At 35.8% G+C, this 15,785-nt stretch carries 13 protein-coding genes; 1 reads left to right on the top strand and 12 read right to left on the bottom strand.

Translation table 11 applies throughout. The annotated features are described in order from the left end of the window. Window positions 1–10: 10 nt before the first annotated feature. Window positions 11–1,045, top strand: a complete 1,035-nt coding sequence (locus tag U6A24_RS04895) for a LacI family DNA-binding transcriptional regulator (RefSeq protein WP_324178821.1) — start codon at window positions 11–13, stop codon at window positions 1,043–1,045. Here the strand turns inward: U6A24_RS04895 and U6A24_RS04900 are convergent. The 12 genes from U6A24_RS04900 to U6A24_RS04955 form a co-directional block, all read right to left on the bottom strand. Further along, window positions 1,042–2,082, bottom strand: coding sequence for an aldose epimerase family protein (locus U6A24_RS04900; protein WP_324178822.1), 1,041 nt, complete (start codon window positions 2,080–2,082; stop codon window positions 1,042–1,044). The genes U6A24_RS04895 and U6A24_RS04900 overlap by 4 nt on opposite strands. Before the next feature lie 11 nt (window positions 2,083–2,093). After that, on the bottom strand, window positions 2,094–3,242 hold the full coding sequence (locus tag U6A24_RS04905; RefSeq protein WP_324178823.1) for a glycoside hydrolase family 26 protein: 1,149 nt from the start codon (window positions 3,240–3,242) through the stop codon (window positions 2,094–2,096). 6 nt (window positions 3,243–3,248) lie between these two features. Beyond that, window positions 3,249–4,853: a glycoside hydrolase family 43 protein gene (locus U6A24_RS04910; protein WP_324178824.1), complete on the bottom strand. Its 1,605-nt coding sequence runs from the start codon at window positions 4,851–4,853 to the stop codon at window positions 3,249–3,251. Further along, window positions 4,853–6,391: a sugar porter family MFS transporter gene (locus U6A24_RS04915; RefSeq protein ID WP_324178825.1), complete on the bottom strand. Its 1,539-nt coding sequence runs from the start codon at window positions 6,389–6,391 to the stop codon at window positions 4,853–4,855. The genes U6A24_RS04910 and U6A24_RS04915 overlap by 1 nt, the downstream gene beginning before the upstream one ends. A gap of 7 nt (window positions 6,392–6,398) precedes the next feature. Beyond that, window positions 6,399–7,394 (bottom strand): Gfo/Idh/MocA family protein, encoded by a 996-nt coding sequence (locus U6A24_RS04920; protein WP_324178826.1) that lies wholly within the window; start codon window positions 7,392–7,394, stop codon window positions 6,399–6,401. Between the two features lie 8 nt (window positions 7,395–7,402). Further along, window positions 7,403–8,740 carry a glycoside hydrolase family 2 TIM barrel-domain containing protein gene (locus U6A24_RS04925; RefSeq protein ID WP_324178827.1) on the bottom strand — a complete coding sequence of 446 codons (1,338 nt, stop codon included), beginning with the start codon at window positions 8,738–8,740 and terminating at the stop codon, window positions 7,403–7,405. Next, window positions 8,740–9,447 carry a phytanoyl-CoA dioxygenase family protein gene (locus U6A24_RS04930; RefSeq protein WP_324178828.1) on the bottom strand — a complete coding sequence of 236 codons (708 nt, stop codon included), beginning with the start codon at window positions 9,445–9,447 and terminating at the stop codon, window positions 8,740–8,742. The genes U6A24_RS04925 and U6A24_RS04930 overlap by 1 nt, the downstream gene beginning before the upstream one ends. A gap of 12 nt (window positions 9,448–9,459) precedes the next feature. Beyond that, entirely contained in the window at window positions 9,460–10,116 is a 657-nt protein-coding gene (gene fsa / locus U6A24_RS04935) for a fructose-6-phosphate aldolase (protein WP_324178829.1), read from the bottom strand. A 12-nt stretch (window positions 10,117–10,128) separates the two neighbouring features. After that, on the bottom strand, window positions 10,129–11,745 hold the full coding sequence (locus tag U6A24_RS04940; protein WP_324178830.1) for a sodium:solute symporter: 1,617 nt from the start codon (window positions 11,743–11,745) through the stop codon (window positions 10,129–10,131). A 7-nt stretch (window positions 11,746–11,752) separates the two neighbouring features. After that, window positions 11,753–13,078: a xylose isomerase gene (gene xylA / locus U6A24_RS04945; RefSeq protein ID WP_324178831.1), complete on the bottom strand. Its 1,326-nt coding sequence runs from the start codon at window positions 13,076–13,078 to the stop codon at window positions 11,753–11,755. 4 nt (window positions 13,079–13,082) lie between these two features. Further along, the gene (locus tag U6A24_RS04950) at window positions 13,083–14,570 is read right to left on the bottom strand and encodes a xylulokinase (protein ID WP_324178832.1); all 1,488 of its coding nucleotides are present in this window, start codon (window positions 14,568–14,570) and stop codon (window positions 13,083–13,085) included. Between the two features lie 228 nt (window positions 14,571–14,798). Continuing rightward, window positions 14,799–15,764, bottom strand: a complete 966-nt coding sequence (locus U6A24_RS04955; RefSeq protein WP_324178833.1) for a glycoside hydrolase family 16 protein — start codon at window positions 15,762–15,764, stop codon at window positions 14,799–14,801. Window positions 15,765–15,785 lie beyond the last annotated feature (21 nt).

Consider the following 15,785-nt stretch of genomic DNA (forward strand, 5'->3'; position numbering starts at 1 on the left):
AATTAATCTAATGACCAAGAAGAAAAGAATAACACTAAAAGATATAGCTAACGAGTTTAACGTATCGATAGCTACAGTTTCTAAGGCTCTAAATGACAGTTATGAAATAAGTGCAAAAACCAAATCCAAAATACAGCAATATGCCCAAAAGCATCATTATAAGCCAAACAGTATTGCCTTAAATCTTCAAAACCGAAAAACAAAAACTATAGGTGTTATTATACCAAATATTCTTAACCACTTCTTTACTAAAGTATTTGTAGGTATAGAAAAAGTTGCTACCGAAAAGGGGTATAATCTTATCACTTGTATCTCTAACGAGTCTTACGAAAAAGAAGTAAGTGCAATGGAATTGCTTAAGAACTCTGCACTAGATGGTTTTATTCTTTCTATTGCCGAAGAAACACAAATAAAACAGAATTTTAGTCATTTTCAGAATACCATAAATCAGGGAATTCCTATTGTAATGTTTGATCGTGTAACCGATGAGATTGAATGTGACAAAGTGATTGTAAACGATAAAGAAGGTGCTTACAATGCTACCAATTACTTTATAGAAACTGGGTGTAAAAATATTGCAATTGTATCTACCATTCATAACTTAAGTGTCGGAAAATTAAGACTACAAGGGTATAAAAAAGCATTACAGGAAGCCAATATACCGGTAGACGAAGCTTTAATCTTAAAAGTTGATGAGTTTCATGATATCGATACATTGTTAAAAATCGTATTAGACTCTAAAAAAGTAGATGCCATGTTATGTCTTGAGGAAGATTCGGCGGTAAGTACTTTGCGCATGGTATGTTCTAAGGGCTACAAAGTTCCCGAAGATATTTCGATAATTGGCTTTACAAATGGAGTATTACCCAGGCACGTTACACCGGCAATAACAACTATTAGTCAGCACGGAATTTACCTTGGAGAAACTGCTACCAAAATGCTCATTGAACGGCTGGAAAATGAAGATTCTGAAACTTCGCACACTACAAAGGTTATTAAAACCAATCTTATTGAACGAGATACAACCAAACCGCTACCATACTAAAGCATAATGCTAAAACTTAACTCAGCACAACTTTCATAATGTTCTCCTGCCTTTAAAACTGAAGATGGAAAATGAACATGATTTGGTGCATCTGGATAGTTTTGCGTCTCAAAACATATTGCCGGAAATCTGTCGTATTGAACTTCTTTTCTAAATTTCCAATCCGGAAATTTTTCTGGTGTGTATATTACCACAGCTGGTTGGTTGGTGGTTACCTCCATTTTTATTCCGCTTTCTTCAGAAATAAGGATTGCTTTCGCTTTCTTTTCAGAGTCAAAAATCAAGGTATCATCTAATACTCCCTTATTTTCAATTCGTCTCAAATCTGAGGTCTGTAGAAAGTCAAATTTTGTATTTACCACAGACTTTACCTTACCTGTTGGTAATTGTTTATTATCTACTTCCAAATACTGCGAGCAATTCAGTTGAAGTGAATGATCAAGAATACTGTCCGATCCATTCAAATTATAATAAGCATGATTGGTAAGGTTTACTACTGTATCCCTATCAGATATTGCGTGATACGTTATCTTTAATGTGTTTTCATTGGTTAATTGATAAATTACCTTTACTCTTAGATTGCCGGGGTATCCTTCTTCCATATCTTCACTTATATAGGAAAGAGCGATCGATAGGTCATCTTCATTTATATAATCTATATCCCATACTTTCTCATCAAAACCATTTTTCCCACCATGTAAATGAATTCCATTTTCATGATACAGAGGGTATTCTATATCTGCAATTTTAATTTTATTGTTTGATACCCTTCCTGCATATCTTCCTATTGAAGCACCAAGAAACTTAGATTCTTTAGCCTTTGATTTATTAACATAATCATTCAACGAATCAAAACCAACAATAACATTGGTAAAACCGCCTTTGGCATTAGGAACGTCTAAGCTCATAATCGTTGCCGCAAAATTTGTAATCCTGACACGCATTCCGTTATCATTTCGTAAGGATAATACCAACAATTCTTTTTGATTATGAAAACCAAATGATTTTTGTTTGACTTTTCTTTTTAGTGTTTTCAATCTTAATATTTTTATTGATCGTTATGCCAGAGCTTATCATACAGTCCTGGAAAAGATTTAATATACTTTGGTTGAGATGTAATTTTTCTCCATCTACTACTAATAGAGTCACTAAGATGCAATCTAGCGTCTATTCGTTTAAAAGTTGGGTTATCAAACCACATTCTATGCGAATCCCAATTGCAATTTATATAATGAACCGCCTTTACTACATCCAGATTTTCATCGATGGTTTTAAAAAAAGGCACAAACCATTCTTGCCATGCTTCTTCAGCCTGTTTTGGATTGCTTAATTGAGTTTCAATAGTATTCCCCGTTGTTTTTGCATCGGGTGCCGAGATTGTTGGAGAGGCTTCAGCAATAAAAACGGGCTTTCCTTTTTTTCTTGCAAAGGCTATCATTTTTTGTTCGGCCCATCGGTTAAAGAATGAAAAACCTAACCAGTCCACATATTCATCTCCAGGATACCAGGACTCCAGATCTCCATCATTAGGAGACATAAAACCAGTTGACTGCCACACAAAAGCGGTATTTTTCACACCTCTTTCTCTTAGCATGGTTACCATCCTGATATACGCCTTTTTTGTGCTTTCTTTGTCATAATGGTTCCATGGATCACCATCAAACTCATAGGCTATACGCAAAAACACAGGTCTTCTTCCCAAAGACAATAAAAAATCGGCAAGTTTATGAATGTATTTATCGTGTGTCCCATTGGCTACTTTTTCTTCATGATTTACAAATTGAAGACCAATGGCCAATGCCATATCTTTATAATCTTCATCGGCCAATTGCAGGCTTGCATTATAATCGTTATCTCCCCAATCATGAGTATCCCAAATGCCATCTAGTCCTTCTTGTATTCTTCCAAAAGAGTTTTCTCCTGGATTTATATTGGTATACGTAGTCCATCCTGCTGGTTTTTCAAAATGATCCAGGTAACCATCATTATATTTTTCTAATCCACCAACAGCTTCTAATTCTTGTCCTACAAAAAGAAGCACCTCTCCTTCTTCCGGTTCAAACTTAGCACGCTTTTTTATAGCTTGGTCTTCTTCTTTATTGATGGTCGCCTGCTCTTGAAGTTGTTTATTTGTCTTTTTTTGGCTGCAACTCCAAATACAGCAGACGAACAATAGTAGTATTACTTTGTTATTCATAGCCATTTACTTTTTATGTATTTCTTTATATTCAAACCAATCAAAATCGGCATGTTTTTTATTGTACCCTAAATCTTGACAACATATCCCTACAAACATTCCTGTAAAGGCAGGTCTGTACCTCTCATCACGTTCTCTAACATAGTCGTCTGATAAGATACTGGCATCCAAAACTTTTCCAATAGGGACAAAGGTTTGTTCTTGGTCTATGCTATAATAAAACTGAAGCTCTTCGTGATGCAAAACTCCTTTTAAAACAATAGTTGATAGACCCGTTACATCTATTTGTTGTTCCTGCTCGGTCATTTCGAAATGATCTGAAGAGATTACTTTAAGTAGTTTTTGTGTTCCTTTATAATTTGAAGTCACATGCAGGTAATGATAATGCCCTGTATTATAATAAAAAACAAGCCCAGCCATTTCAAGTATATCGTCAGGATAAAATTCTATAGCTGTAGAAACCTCTATGTCAAAGTGCTGCACTCTTCTTGCAATTAGCGCTTGTGTATGAGTTGATGTAAGGCTTTCTTTTCCCTTAAGTCTAAGGAAACCCTTTCTTTCTCTTAAAGAAATCCAACTTTCATTTTTCGGAATTCTTAATGATTGAAAATCGAAACTTAATTCTTCTGCATCAAAATCATCTCTTATAGGAGACTTATTAAACGAATGCTCATTGATATTCGGTTCTGGGACTTCTATTCTTGGTAATTTTGATCCATTTTTAAGATAGGGCCAACCATTATCTTTCCATTCGATTTCCTCTATAGCGGTTTCTCTTCCTAAAATGCATTTTCCCCTTTCAGTTAGAGGTCTTCCCACTAGAAAAACTGTATACCATTTCCCATCAGATGTCTGAACAAAATCACCATGACCTGCCTTTTGCAGTGGGTGAGTTGTATTTTCACTACTACTTAAAATCATAGTGTTAGGATGTAATTCATAAGGTCCCAAGAGCGAAGATGATCTTGCTATAGACATTGCATGCCTGTATTCCGTACCACCTTCGGCCAGAATAAGGTAGTAAAAATCATCTTTCTTGAAGATATGAGGTCCTTCTGTACAACCTAAGGATGATCCGGGATGTAGATAATGAACCTCGCCCACTAATCGTTGTTTTTTGGGATCATATTCTTGTAATTCGATCCCGCCAAAAAACTTATGCTGTTGATGATTCACCAACATGTTTAAGAAATATTTTTTTCCATCATTGTCATGAAACAAAGAGCCATCAAACCCCCTGGAGCTTAAATAAATTGGATCTGACCATGACCCCCTGATATCTGTTGTTGTTACCAAATAATTAGGAGTATCTTTCCATATCCCGTCAAAGGACCTTACGTTTGAGTACACTAAGTAAAACACTCCATCATCATAGGATAAGCAAGGTGCCCATACACCACAGGAATCCGGATTTCCCTTCAAATCCAACTGAGATAATCTATTAAGAGGTTGCGCTATAACTCTCCAATTTTTAAGGTCTCTTGAATGATGTATCTGTACACCCGGGAACCATTCAAAAGTTGATGTGGCTATATAATAGTCTTCACCCACCCTTACAATTGAAGGGTCCGGATTAAAACCTCGTAATATTGGATTTTGAATAGTACTCATTAATTTTTAATTAATTCTTTTTCTAATTGTTCTAAGGATTTTCCTTTGGTTTCCGGCAATATCTTAGCTAATACAAAGAATCCTAGTAGTGCAATTATTCCAAAAATGAAAAAACTCATGGCGTTACCTAGATTTGCCAGCTCCCAAGGAAATATTTGCTGTACCAACCAGCTTGAAAATGAATTTATGAAACCTATAAATCCAATGGCCAACCCTCGATATTTGTTCGGGTACATCTCGGATAACATCACCCACATTACCGGTCCTAAAGAGAATGCAAAGCAAGCTATAAAACCTAAAACGCCTATTAAAACCAAGGTCGCATCCATATCTACGGCTGCCTCTAGAATAGCTCCTTTATTTTTTGAATACACTTGATTTCCTAAACTTGTTATCATTTCATTTTTAAAGTCAACATCATTATCGTATATCTTATTTGCAAAGGGTAGTAATTTTTGATGATCGATTTCTTTTAGCGAAACAATTTCATCTTTTGTTAATTGATAAGTGGCCTGGTTAAAACCATACGCGCATATTAACAGACTAATGGCTATCCCACCAATACCAAATAACAGTAATGGTCTACGCCCTAGTCTATCGATTAATAACATAGCTACAATGGTGAATACTACGGTTGTAAAACTCAATAAAACTCCAGAAGAAAAGGCTGCATCAGTACCAATACCCGTTTGTTTAAAAATGGAAGTCGCATAAAAGTAAATGGCATTAATTCCTGTAACCTGCTGTAAAACACCAATGGTTAAACCTACAATAAGAATAAATCGAATAGCAGGTTTAAAAAGTTCTGATATAGATATGTTTTTATTGCTTTTTTCTTGATTAATGCTACTCATTATAGTTTCTACTTCTGCATTAGCAATAACTTTTCCGTGCAACACACCTAACACTCTTTTCCCTTCTTCATATTTCCCTTTTATAAATAACCAACGAGGGCTTTTGGGAACAAAAAATAATAACATTAAATACAATACGGCAGGAATCAGTTCTACACCAAGCATCCATCTCCACACATTTTCATCATTAAAAAATCCGGATTCAACGCTATTCAAGCTATTGAGATAATAATTACATAAAAACGCCCCGAAAAAACCCAAAACGATATTCAATTGCTGTATAGAGACCAGTTTCCCCCTATTCTCTGCAGTTGAAATTTCTGCAATATAGGTTGGTGCTAATATTAAAGCAGCTCCAAAAGCTATTCCTCCAATCATTCTTGCAATCCAAAGCATATGATAGGAAATTGCATAAGCCGATAACAAAGCAGAAAGTGCATAAAGAGACGCCACTACCAATAATATTTTTTTTCTTCCGATGATATCACTTAATCTTCCTGCCAATAGCATAGCAATCATAGCCGCAAACGAAGGGCTACTTACTGCCCATCCCAATTGCCCTGTACTCAAATCAAACTGGGGGCCTGCATACTCCATAACTCCAGAAATAATCCCTGCATCAAAACCAAATAAAAAACCTCCTAGAGATACTACAAATGCTATAAAAAGTGTTTTTCTTGACATACTTTTACTATTGATTTAATTGTTTTTCTGAAGGAAATTGTAAACCAATTTGTTTTCTCACTTCATCAACAATTTGAATTAAATTAAGGCTATCCTTATGAGACCACAAATCACTTTCAATCTCATTATTTAAAATGCATCGATGACATTCTTCTATTTCATATGTAAACCCTTTTCCTTTTGTTGGAAATTGATAAACAACTTTATGATTATTTTTAATAATCGAATACGATTGAGTTTCGTGCCAAACAGGACTCAAACAAATTCTTCCTTCGGTACCACTTATTGTAGCTATCATATTAGATGGAGCTACAAAGCTACTGTGTAAAACTGCATGGGCATTAGAATACTGCAAGATCATCGATGTTTGCTGATCTGCTCCAGAATCATAAAAGTTTGCTGAAGCAAGCACATACTCGGGTTTTCCCAAAACCAAATATGATAAAAATAAGGGGTACACTCCCATATCCATCAAAGATCCTGCTCCATTTTCAATATCAATCATTCTTTTTTGTGGTGTACCTACATTAAATGCAAAATCTGCGTTTACGTATTTTATTTCGCCAATTTCGTTATTCCTTATTTTCATCAACACCTCTTGTATTGAGGGATTAAACCGGGTCCAAAAAGCTTCCATAAAAAAACGATTATTTGACCCTGAAGCTTCGACCATTTGTTTTGCCTCATGATAATTTAAAGCAACAGGTTTTTCACAGAGTACATGTTTACCCTGTTGTAATGATTTTACGGTCAAATCTGCATGAGAATCGTGTGGTGTTGCAATGTAAATGATATCTACATCATCATCTTGCATTACTTCTTTATAAGAGCCATAAAATTTTTTAGCCTTATGCATCTTTGCAAAATTTTTGGCTTTATTAATGTCACGTGAACCCACGGCTAATAATTGAGCACCGGAAATTAGCTCCAGGTCTTTTACAAATTGATGAGCTATATTACCCAAGCCAATAATTCCCCATTTTATTTTTTTTAACTCCTCCATTTGCCAATTCATTTCTTTACCATAAATGGAATGTTACCTCCCCCTGCCTTGCCTTTGTTATCATATACATAAGCAAATATTCGATATTCTCCCTCTTTGGGAGCGATAAACGTAAACTTATCTCCTTGATCCGAAATAACTTCAATATTAATATAAGGTGGCTCTAACTCTTTTTCGCCACCCTGGCTTCTGGTAACTACCTCCTTTAAAATGATCCATTTATACACTAAGGTATCATTGTCTGGTTCTGATGCAAATACTTTTGCTGTGTATTTTTGGTTAGGTTTTAAATACACGTTATCTGTTGCTTTCTTTCCGTTTAGCAATAAAGAATCTACCCTAGGGGCACGATTTTCAGGATATTTACCTGTCCATAGCTTCGTTAGGTTATCTATGGTTTCTGTCTGACTTCCGTCTTTATGAAACATCCCATACCAAGTGGGTGTACGTTCTTGCTTTTGTCCCCATTCGAAGGCAAAGCCCCCCAAACACTTACCAGAATTATTATTTTTCAATCCTTTTTGAATTCTATACAGGATTCCATCAGCTTTGGGCCCGCTCGTTTCTTCAATTTCTCGATTCCATTCTGTTTTTGGCATTTCCCAGAATCCCATAGGACCAAATTCGGTGACCATATAAGGTTTTTGGATTCCTGTATTTTTCATTCGTTCTTCTACATTTTCTAAATCGCCATAGACTTGCACCGATACAATATCTATCTGCGGACATCGCTCCATAGCCCCTTTTAGATGCTCTTTAATAACACCAGCAAAAGTAATTGTAACGGGATGGTTTGGGTCTTCTTTATGTATAAAATCCACTATATCTGCCATGGCATCATACACTTTTGGATTTACGGGTCGAAGTGTTCCGTTTTTGTTAAAAAGTAAATTTAACTCGTTACCCACCACCCAACATAGTACATTAGGATGATTTTTATACTTTTTTATAATTGCTTTTACTTTTTTGAATTGTTTGGCAACTGCTCTTTTGTCATTATAATCAAAACCATAGAGTTCTTTACCAATACTAATCCCCATGGCAACCATAAACCCATATTTTTCTGCAGCCGCCAACTCTTCTTCAGCATTTTTAACGGTCCAGGTTCTAAAGGCATTACCCCCTGCCTTATGTAATGCTTCAAAATCATGACCATCGGCATAGTTTATTCCAACACCTCTAATTTCAAACTTTTCTCCGTTCACAAAAAAGTTATATTGACCATCAATCTTCTTTACCTCTATTTTGGAAGGTTTTTTGAGAACGTCTTGCTTTTTCTGAGCTGTAAGATTGTAACAGAAGAGAAAAAGAGGAATTAGTAAATACAAAACAACGATTCTTTTCATTACTTACGTTCTTTTAAGACTTGGCTAGTTGAAAATTGATACAACATATTTCTATATACACAGATATCGGTAATATCTTCAGGTGTTCCTTTGGGCACTGCTCTGAAATTTGAAGAAATCCGATCCTTTTTTACGGGCATTACTTTGTGCCAACAATGACCATGAAGAAAAATTATTGTTCCTTTTTTGGGTCTAAAAACCAATTGCCCTTCCAGGTCTTCACTTGGAACTCCGATAGAAAGTATTCCTGCTTTGTGAGTCCCGGGAAAAATAACTATTTCTCCTCCAGTTTCTTCGGTAATATCATGAGTATATACCAATCGATTAAGATTGAATTTTTCCTTATCATCCGGGGGGCAGTCTTGATGCCATGCCTGGCCTTTGCTTCCAGCCTTGGAAAACATCATCATGCAGTATAGATTTTCCCATCCGTCACGAAGAATCAAATCGGTAATTGAATTAAAATGCTTATCATCATTAATTCTATCAAAATACCGTTTTCCTTCTCTATACGGGAACCATGGAACTACTTCGACAGCTGATTTTGTGATAAACTCATTGGTGTGTTCCCAATTGGGGTTCACCCCATAATGTTCAAGTATTTTATGATTATACTCATCCATTAAAGAAGCTCCAAAAAAATTCTCGAAAATGATAAAACCATTTTCCCAAAACTCATCTATTATTTTATCATCATCCATGTTCATACTCAATATAAATTAAACTTTCATTGATTTTGCATCTTCCAAAAACTTTTTTAATCCGTTATCGGTTAAAGGGTGTTTTAATAATCCTTCTATGGCTGAAAGCGGTCCCGTCATTACATCGGCTCCAATTTTGGCACAATTAATTATATGCATTGTATGCCTAACCGAAGCTGCTAGAATGTCTGTTTTGTAATTATAGTTATCATATATTCTTCGAATCTCTTCTATAAGCAAAAGGCCATCAGTAGAAATATCATCAAGCCTTCCTATAAATGGAGATACATAGGTAGCTCCTGCTTTTGCTGCCAAAAGTGCTTGCCCGCTAGAAAAAATGAGTGTACAATTGGTTTTAATTCCTTTTTCTGAAAAGTATTTTACGGCTTTTACACCATCTTTTATCATTGGTACTTTTACCACAATTTGTGGGTGTAAAGAAGCTAGTTCTTCTCCTTCACGAATCATTTCATCAAAAGAAGTTCCTATAACTTCTGCAGAGACATCCCCATCTACAATTTTGCAAATATTACGGTAATGGTTTGTTATACTTTCTTTACCTGTAATTCTTTCTTTTGCCATTAGTGATGGATTTGTAGTTACCCCATCCAATACTCCTAAGGCTTGTGCTTCTTTGATTTGATCTAAATTTGCTGTATCTATAAAAAATTTCATTCTTTTCATTTTTTACCCTACGAAGTAGGATAATATGGTTATTACAATAAGTACTAAAAGTACTGACAGTACGATATCTGATAATGTTATACTTTGTTGATTCTCTAATTTTTGTTCTTTAGTCAATGTTCCAAATGCTAATCCCGTAATTGCTGCATAATTTGGAGGGTACGATAACAAGCTAACCGAGATACATAGAATTACCGAAAACCCGAACATAAAAATTGCCATATGAGCAAAGTTTAAAGTGGCAAATTGATAGGCAAATCCTGAAAGATTATCCTTGAATATTTCGGCACTAATTCTTAAGGCAGCAATTATCAATCCCGAAAACAGAGTAACTATCGCCGCTTTTGCATTTACTCTTTTCCATAAAACCCCAAGCAAAAATACTGCGGTGATGGGCGGTGCAATGTATGATTGTACGCTTTGCAAATATTGATATAAGACTCCTCCTCCAATTTTTTCCATAATTGGAATCCATATAATCCCCAATAGTACCATAATTATGGTAGCCAATTTCCCAACATTAAGTAGTTGTCTTTCTGAAGTATAGGGCTTTAATTTTTTGTATATATCTATGGTAAAGATTGTGGAGCAGGAGTTAAATACTGATGCCAACGAACTCATTAACGCTGCCATCAGACCTCCTGCAACCAATCCTTTAAGGCCAACAGGTAATAAGGATTTTACTAATACCGGAAACACCTCATCTGCCTTCTCATAAGTTAATACTCCCTGCTTTGCCAATGCAAAGGCTATGATACCAGGAATAAGAAAAATGAAAATAGGTAAGATTTTTAGGTAAGCGCCAAATATTGCTCCTCTCCTTCCTATTTTAATGTTATTGGCGGCAAGTGTTCGTTGTACTATATATTGATCTGTGCACCAGTACCAAATACCTACTATTGTTCCTCCAAAAAGCAAACCTGTCCATGGGAAATCAGGATCGCTTATTGGCCTCCACATATTAAAATGATTAGAACCTACTGTTTCTCTTAAGGTAGACCATCCTCCCACTTCTTGTAATCCAAGAAAAGTAATAATTACAGACCCGGCAATCAGAATTATCGTTTGCAAGGTTTCAGTATAAATTACAGCTTTTAAACCTCCTACAATCGTATAAGCCCCTGTAAAAACTACAATCCCAATAGCTCCGTACCAAAATGGGATTCCTATCAATTCTGAAACCACGATTCCGCCAGCGTATATGGTTACTGAAACTTTGGTGATGACATAACCCGCCAATGAGAATACTGATAAAAACCACCTAGATCTACTATCGAATCTCTTCTCTAAGAACTCTGGCATTGTAAATACTTTGCTGCGCATGTAAAATGGAAGAAATAACCATCCTAGCACCAGAACAATCCAGGCATGAAGCTCATAATGAGCCATTGGCATACCAGATTCTGCTCCGGTTCCTGCAAGCCCAACTACATGTTCTGATCCAATATTAGAGGCAAATATTGAGGCACCTATAACGAACCACCCAACATTTCTGCCTGCAAGAAAGTAGTCCTCTGTATTTTTACTTTTTTTAAGAATCACCCATATGGCGACTCCTATTAAAGCTAAAAAATACAAGGACAGAACAATCCAATCGCCAAATTCTAATACTGATTGCATAGTGAATTTATATGTATTGATTGATAATATTTTCGAACAGCTCTTGCTTTCCGCTTTGTAGTTCTAATTCTCCATTTCCTGAAGCAATATCATAAAGGTTTTTGAGATCAAGTTTTCCTTCTTCGAATGCTTTTCCGTTACCAGTATCGAACGAGCTATACCTTTTCTCTCTCAATTTTTCGTATGGTGAAGAAGAAATAATTTTATCGGCAATCGTCAAAGCTCGTGCAAATACATCTGCGCCACCAATGTGTGCAAGAAAAACGTCTTCCATATCAGTAGAGTTTCTTCTTACTTTGGCATCAAAATTAACTCCTCCGCCTTGCAGACCACCAGCTTTTAAAAATACAAGCATAGCTTCTGTAACTTCTGCTATATTATTTGGGAACTGATCGGTATCCCATCCGTTTTGATAATCGCCTCGGTTTGCGTCAATACTTCCTAGCATTCCAGCATCGGCAGCCACCTGTAATTCATGTTGAAAGGTATGTTGGGCCAAGGTTGCGTGATTTACCTCTATATTGATTTTAAAATCTTTGTCTAAACCATGTTCTTTTAAAAAGGCGATTGAAGTAGCCGTATCAAAATCATATTGATGCTTCATCGGTTCCATCGGTTTGGGTTCAATAAAGAAAGTTCCTTTAAAACCCTGACTACGGGCATAGTCTTTGGCCGCCGTTAAAAATCTGGCCATATGATCTAATTCTCGTTGTATATCGGTATTAAGAAGCGACATATATCCTTCTCTTCCTCCCCAGAACACGTAGTTTTCTCCATTAAGAGCAATAGTAGCATCAAGAGCTAGTTTTACTTGCCCCCCTGCTCGAGCTAGTACATTAAAATCAGGATTGGTGGCAGCCCCGTTCATATATCTTGGGTTTGAAAAGCAGTTTGCCGTCCCCCATAAAAGTTTTATTCCTGAAACCTCCTGTTTTTCCTTAATATAATCCACAATAGTAGAAAGTCTTTTTTCTGATTCTGAAAATGTAGCACCTTCTCTTACTAAATCATAATCATGAAAACAGAAATAATCAAATCCCATTTTGGTAATAAATTCAAAAGCTGCATCTGCTTTTTCTTTTGCCGCTGTAATGGCATCCTTTGATTGGTCCCATGCATATTTCAAAGTCCCCGGTCCAAACGGATCTGCTCCCGTACCACAGAAGGTATGCCAATACGCTACTGCAAACTTAAAATGATCTCGCATAGTTTTACCTGCAACCACTTTATTGGGATCATAGTATTTAAATGCCAATGGATTATCTGATTCTGCTCCTTCAAACTTTATATCATTTATACCTTTAAAATATTCTTTACTTCCTAGTATAGCCATCTATTTATTTTTTTAAAATTCTATTTAATTCTCTTTTCCAATTTTTATATGCTTCTTTATAATCGTCTTGATTTTGAAGGGGGTGATACGTCATAACATGATCGTTTTTGGTAATCATAGTACCAAAATCCTTAAAAGTACCATCGCTTAAACCAGCAGCTCTGGCAGCTCCAATAGCTCCCGTAGTATTGTAAATTTCGATCTCTTGATTAATTAATGTTGCTACGGTATTTGAAAAAATTTCTGAGCGAAACAGGTTATCGTTACCCGCTCGGATCACTTTAATTTTGGTATTATCTTTTTTCAGGATCTCCATACCGTATACGAACGAAAAAGCAATACCTTCAAGAGCTGCTCTAAAAATATGAGATCGTGTATGCTTATTAAGATTAAGGTTACAGATATGTGTACCAATGGTTTGGTTATCTAACATTCGTTCTGCTCCATTCCCGAAAGGAATTAACTGTAAGCCGTTTGATCCCACAGAAACTTTTGAAGCATGAGAATTCATGGTTTGATAGGAGTGAGTTTCTAAATTGAGATTGTTTTTTAACCATCGATACTGAATCCCGGCACCATTAATACACAACAGTTTCCCTATTCTGGGTTCACTATTAGAATGATTGACATGAGCAAAATTGTTAAGCTTAATCCCTTCTTTTGCACGGGTACTATTAGTTACTGCATAAATAACCCCTGAAGTACCTCCAGTTGCTGCAACCTCTCCTTCATTAAATACATTAAGCGATAATGCGTTGTTTGGTTGATCTCCTGCTCTGTAAAGTATCGGAATTCCTTCTTTGAGTCCACTCTCATAGGCTCCTGTAAATGACAATTCGCACTGCTTTGAAAAAGTAGGAACCACGTCTGGAATAAGGTTAGGATCTATATTATAGTGCTGTAATAACCAATTTGCCGGTTTATCTTCTTTAAAATCCCATAAGGTTCCTTCTGACAACCCTGACTTAGTAGTAGTAATTGCTCCAGAAAATTTGTACGCTATATAATCCCCAGGCAATAAAAACTTTTGAATTCTTTTGTAATTCTCTGGTTCATTATCTCTGACCCATTTAAGCTTTGAGGCTGTAAAATTGGCTGGCGAATTGAGCAGTGTATCCATACACTTTTCTTTACCAATTTCTGTAAAAGCCCTATCTCCTATTTCTACTGCCCTACTATCGCACCAAATGATTGAATTTCTAATTAAATCACCGTTATCATCTAATAATACCAAACCGTGCATTTGATATGAGATTCCGATTCCCTTTATTTGATTTGGGCTAATTGTATTTTCTTTTAGAATACGTTTCGAAGCTTTACAAACATTTTCCCACCAGAACTCAGGGTTTTGTTCTGCCCATTCCTTATGAACAGAAATAATATCCATTTCCTCCTCGGGCTCATTAACAGAGGCAACTGACTTACCTGTTTTTGCATTAACCAATGCGGCTTTTATTGAAGAACTTCCTATGTCAAATCCAATATAATACATTGTTCAAATTTTTTGGTGATAAAAGTTCGACTTATTAACTAGAAACGAAACTTCTATCTCAAAAATCGCCGAAAACTTGGGTTAATAGTTTTCGTAATTATTTGTAACATTTTATTTTACATCCTACTAACAAAGAATAGAAAGGGTGTTTTTTTCTAATTTAATTGAAAAGAACTCCCTCTCTAATACATCAAAAACTAGCTTATATTCAAATATATATTGTCGCCTTTAATTTTTCTGATACACTCTGATATAATCTACTATTAGAAAAGTTGGGTAATCAGAAACTACTGGAGCGATTGGTAAATTGCCTCCAACTGATAGATTCATTATTAAGTAAAACTCATCATTAAATGGGTACGGTTGTCCTCCTGTTTGAGAAGGAGTAATTGAATGATATTCGACATCATTCACCAACCAAGTGATTTTATCTTCTTCCCAAATGATAGAAAACACATAATAAACCTTGTTATAGTTCTCGTTTGGGGCAGCATATTTTTTAGAATTGAATCTACGACTGTTAAAATCTACTCCATAATGTGCAGTCCCAAATACTTCGGTTGGGTCTTCACCCAAGTATTCCATGATATCAATTTCTCCTCCACTAGGCCACCATACCCCAGGATCTGTAATTGTATAATTATGATTTAATAACCAAAGTGCCACCCATGATCCTGTTGCCGAGGGCATACTGGCACGAATATCTACTCTACCATATTGAAACTCGAATTTATTATCAGTATGAATTCTGGAAGACGTATAATTCAATCCTCCTAAATTTTCTTGCCTGGCAGCAATAATCAAATTACCTTCTTCAAAAAATAAATTCTTTTCATTATTGGTATAATATTGAAGTTCGCTATTCCCCCAAAAACATAAATTAGGGCATCCATCACCTAAATGAAAAGACCATTTATCTGCAGACAACTTAGTATCATTAAATTCATCGCTCCATACCATGTTATATCCATCATACGAAGAAGGTGCATCAAATCCAGATGTTGGAATAACAACCTCACTTGGGCAGTCGTTGCAAGATCCTCCTCCACAATCGATTCCGGTTTCGTTACCATTTTGAACGCCATCAGTACAAGTCGCCTGTGCCGGTTCTTCTGAATCATCAGAAGATGAGCAGGCAATCATCATAAGACTAAGAATAATGTAAATGGATATATAACTCTTTGTTTTTTTCATTTGTATTTGATGACGGGAGGA

It is taken from the genome of Aquimarina gracilis (genome assembly GCF_035285365.1).
Lineage (GTDB): Bacteria > Bacteroidota > Bacteroidia > Flavobacteriales > Flavobacteriaceae > Aquimarina > Aquimarina gracilis.